Genomic DNA, 3,863 nt, shown 5'->3' on the forward strand with positions numbered 1-3,863 from the left:
GGCCAGCAGCGCGCCGCCGGCCAGCGTGCGGACCCGCGAACGGCCCGCTGGCACGCCCTGTCCGCGCTCCGCCTGGCCGATCGCCAGGCTGCGGATCTTGTCCGCGCGGTCCTGCACCGCTTGTGAATGTACGGCTGCCATTATGCGTTCCTCCCTTTTGCGTGCGTGATCTTCCAGCCCGGCACCAGCCCGCCGGCGATGCCGATGGCAGCCGCCAGCGCAAGGCTCTGCAGCAGCGCCATGGCGTCGATGTCGAGGTGGTAGGTGATGGTGGTGAAGCCGCCGCCCATCAGCGTGGCTTCATGTCCTTGTGCGGCCAGGTAAACCAGGCCCGTGCCAAGCAGCGCGCCGATCCAGGCCAGCAGTACCGTCTCGAACAGCACCGAGAACAGCACCGCGCGCGGCGAAAAGCCCAGCATGCGCAGCACGTTCAGGCTGCGCTGGCGCCCTTCCAGCACGATCAGCATCGTGTTGAGCACTCCGGCCAGCGCGCCGACGGAGAGAATCGCGGCCAGCGGCCAGCCCAGGTACATGATGATGGCGCTCGTGTCCTTCACCTGCTCGCGGTACAGCTGGCGCTCCGTCTGCGCGGTGAGATCGAGCCGCGCGTCGGCATCGATGAAAGCCTGCAGCGGCTGAAGCCCACCCGCCTGCGCCAGCCGCACGCGCACCGACTGGTACTGGTTCTGGCGCCCGTACGCCGACTGCACCGCGCCGATATCCGCCAGGTACTCGGATTCGAACACCGCCGAATCGAGCGCGTACTTGCCGACCACCGTCCAGGTGCGCCCTGCCAGCACGATGGTGCGGCCGACCTCCGCCCCGGCCACGGTCTCGGACAGCTTGCGCCCCACCAGCAGCTCGTACTTCCCGGGCGCGAAGCTGCGTCCTTCGACGATGCGGAAGCCCTCGCGCAGCTGCAGCCCGGCTTCCGGCAGGCCGCGCAGGATCGAATTGATCTTCTGCTGCTTGCCCTTCTCCTTGCCGCTGACGGTCATGGTCAGTTCTGCCGACGGCTTGCCGGCGATGCCCCGCGCGCTGGCCAGCAGCGCGATCTGTTCCGGCGAGACCGAGCTGTTGGCCTCCGACTGGCTGCCTCGCCCCAGTACGATGGCGATCGAGTCCGACCCCGCGCTGCGCGCCGTGGCCGAGAAGCCGCGCGCCATCGACAGGAAGGCGTTGAGGATCACGATCACCAGCAGCACGCAGGCGATGATGGTGAGGCTGGGCCAGCGCGCCAGCCACATATTCCCGACGGCGTAGGGCAGCAAGCCGCGGAACTGCTTCAACAAGCTGGTTTTGATTGGGGTATTCATGCCTGCTCCAGGGCGAAAGCTTCGACCGGCTTGACACGCAAGGCGATCGCGGTGGGAATGGCGGCTGTGACGAAGGCCAGCACCAGCGAGATGCACGCGGCGGCCAGCAGCACGGGAATGGGCAAGCCGAGGTCCGGCAGGAACTGCGGCAGCGCGGCTGTCACCCGCCAGTTGAAGACGAAGGCCAGCAGCAGCCCAAGCGCGGCGCCGCCGGTCATCAGCAGCGCAGCCTGGCCGACCACCAGCCGGTACACGCGGCCGTTGGAGTAGCCCAGCACGCGCAGCACGCCGATATCCTTGCTGCGCTGGCGCGTGGACAGGGCCAGGGCGCTGCTGACCACCAGCACCAGCGAGGCGAAGGTGACGCCGATGACGATCTGGATCATGGAAACCACGTCCCCGAACTGGGCGAAGAACTCGGCGTGGAAGGCGCGGTCCGTGGTGGTGGACGTCGGTGCGATGTCGGTGGCAAACAATGCGTCGATGCGCTGCGAGATCTGGGCTACCGGCACGTCGGGCCGGGGCGTGACCACGAAGGTACCCACGCTATCCTTCCACAGGGAGCGGTTCTCGTTCAGGTAGTCGTAATGGGTGATCGCGTAATTACGTCCGCCACCGTCATCGCTGGTGCGGAACAGGCCCGTGATGATGAAGGTCCATGCCGGGTCACCGCTCGGGGCCTGGTAGATGATGCTGGAGAATGGCACGGCATCGCCGACCTTCCAGCCATACTTGGCAGCGAGGGCTTCGCTCACCAGCATCCCACGGCGCTCGCGCAGGAAAGCGGTGCGCGCGGCGGGCGTCACCAGCATGTCCGGGTGGGTGTTCAGCCAGGTCTCGGGATCGACCGCGAAGCTCATGATCATGTCGCGCGCCTCGCGGTAGTAGATGCCGATCCAGGTCGCGTGGCTGACCGTCTGCACGCCATCGAGCCTGCGCAAGCGCTCCAGATAAGACAGCGGGAGCGTTTGCATCAACCCTGCCTCGTGCGCCACGATCATGCGCCGGTCGGTGACGGATGCGTCGCCGCTGTTGAGGGAATAGCGCAGCGCGCCGAGGATGCCGAAGGTCGCGAAAGCGAGGACGATCGTGACCAGCATCAGCACGGAGCGGGTGCGGTAGAAGCGCAAGTGCTCCAGGATCAGGTTCAGTTCTTTCATGCTGCGTAGGCTCCAGTGGCGTGGTTCGGGACGCGGCTCGCCGCCATGGCCGCGCGGTGCAGGGCGGCGGCCAGTACCATCTCGGCGGTGGGCACGATGCCCAGGCGGTTGTTGAGCATGTGGATGTGCGAGCTCAGGATGTTCTGGACGGCGAAGCCGTAGGCCGTGTCGTCCAGCACCGGCTTGCCGGTGAAGGGTGAAATCAGCTCGCCCTTGGCGCGCAAGGCGGCCAGTTCGTCCACCAGCGCCGTCACGCCGTTCATCCATGCGTGATGCAGGTCCTGCGTGCGCTCGGCGCGGTTGGACTGGCGCACCAGCCGCTGCAAAGTCTCGATTTGCTGCGGCGGCACCGGGTGGTCCTGCTTGAGACGTCCGGCCAGGGTCGCATTCAGGGTCGAATGATTGGCCCAGAACGCGGCGTAGTTGCGAAAGAAGCCCGCCATCGCTTCTACCGACACGCGGGTGGCGAGGATGGTGGCGGCCATCAATCCAAAGGACAGGGACAGGCGGCGCGGCATATCGCCCATGGTTTGGCGCACCAGGGTGATGGCGATGTCGCTCGACTCGCAGAACAGCTTTTCGCTCGCGGCCAGGGCGGCGTGGCCGCCGTAGCGCTGGATTTCGGGCTCGTATTCGATCGGCTCCACGCTGCCTTGCTCGTACCATGCCAGCTGCCTGTGGTCGACCGGGTGGCCGTCGAACTGGTGGGCGCGGTAGTAGACCTCGCGGCTGACCGGGTCGGCCACCAGGTAGCCTTGGGCGCGCTCGCCCAGCAGGTTGCGGACCTCCTCGGCCTGCGACGCGACGAGGCCCGACAGGCGCACGCGCACGTGCGGGCCGCCCTCCCAGTAACGGATGAAGAACCAGCGCGCCAGCGTGCCCTCGCCGCGCCAGCGCTTGACCAGCGGCGCGATCTGCTCGTCCAGGAAGCGCTCCGTCTGCGGCACGTCGGACAGGAACACGTGCAGCGAGAGCCAGGGAGTATGGGACGCAGTCATCAGAGTAAGCCCATCGTCAAGTTGGAGCGGCGCGCGAATCCGCACAGCACCTGGTACACCACCTGCCCTTGCAGCGGCAGGTTCGATTCGAGGTCGGCCTCGCGCATCATGCGCACGGGGCGCGCGAACATGCCGTGGCTGGCGGCGGCGAGGCAGAAGTCCTGCGCCACGGCGCCGGCGGCCAGGTGCACGTCACGCAGCGCGGCGCCGCCGTGGCGCTCGATGGCGTCCACCGGGTCGGCCTGGATCATCAGCACCGCGGTCAGCGAAGGCAGGTTGATGCGCATGCCGCGGTAGGGCAGCATGCGGCGCAGGCGCGCGGGCTGGTCCGCGATGTCGGTACGGCATTCGCCCTGGTACAGGCCAGCGCCCTCCCCGGCCAGCCACGC

General features: G+C 67.6%; 4 protein-coding genes. All 4 read right to left on the minus strand.

What is annotated here, in order from left to right:
* Nucleotides 1-140: 140 nt before the first annotated feature.
* On the minus strand, nucleotides 141-1,316 hold the full coding sequence (locus E4L96_RS01700; protein WP_135205515.1) for an ABC transporter permease: 1,176 nt from the start codon (nucleotides 1,314-1,316) through the stop codon (nucleotides 141-143).
* Entirely contained in the window at nucleotides 1,313-2,476 is a 1,164-nt protein-coding gene (locus tag E4L96_RS01705; RefSeq protein WP_135205516.1) for an ABC transporter permease, read from the minus strand. The genes E4L96_RS01700 and E4L96_RS01705 overlap by 4 nt, the downstream gene beginning before the upstream one ends.
* A complete protein-coding gene (locus tag E4L96_RS01710) occupies nucleotides 2,473-3,474 on the minus strand; it encodes a thiopeptide-type bacteriocin biosynthesis protein (RefSeq protein WP_135205517.1) in 1,002 nt (333 codons plus the stop codon). Before E4L96_RS01710 ends, E4L96_RS01705 begins: the two co-directional genes overlap by 4 nt.
* On the minus strand, nucleotides 3,474-3,863 hold a 390-nt coding region (locus E4L96_RS23460), incomplete at its 5' end, for a nitroreductase family protein (RefSeq protein WP_167758571.1). The genes E4L96_RS01710 and E4L96_RS23460, both read right to left, overlap by 1 nt.

The sequence above is a fragment of the Zemynaea arenosa genome, from assembly GCF_004614185.1.
Taxonomy (GTDB): domain Bacteria; phylum Pseudomonadota; class Gammaproteobacteria; order Burkholderiales; family Burkholderiaceae_D; genus Telluria; species Telluria arenosa.